The organism is Pleomorphochaeta sp. DL1XJH-081 (genome assembly GCF_049310885.1).
GTDB lineage: Bacteria > Spirochaetota > Spirochaetia > Sphaerochaetales > Sphaerochaetaceae > CAYZJV01.
The window spans coordinates 1-278 of record NZ_JBMDYO010000070.1 but is presented as its reverse complement, the minus strand read 5'-3'; the positions used below and the strand labels follow the sequence as shown (position 1 = coordinate 278).

Below are 278 nucleotides of genomic sequence, written 5' to 3'. Positions count from 1 at the left end.
CTATTCCACGAGAAATACCTGATCCAAAGGCCAAGCAGCCTTATGATTGGGATGAAGACGAAGATGGAAAATGGAGAGCACCCAAAATTCCTAATCCAGCATACAAAGGGCCATGGAAGCCTAAGAGAATCAAGAATCCGAATTATAAAGGAAAATGGAAAATCCCTTGGATTGATAATCCTGAGTTTGAAGATGATCCTGATCTTTATGTCCTGAAGCCCATCAAGTATGTTGGCATTGAAGTTTGGCAGGTCAAAGCAGGTTCTGTCTTCGACAAC

Annotated in this window: 1 protein-coding gene; it reads left to right on the top strand. The window is 42.1% G+C overall.

All coding sequences use genetic code 11. From position 1 onward, the window contains the following. Nucleotides 1-278 (top strand): hypothetical protein (locus tag ACODJP_RS13935; RefSeq protein ID WP_422482522.1); only part of this gene is annotated, 278 nt, incomplete at both ends.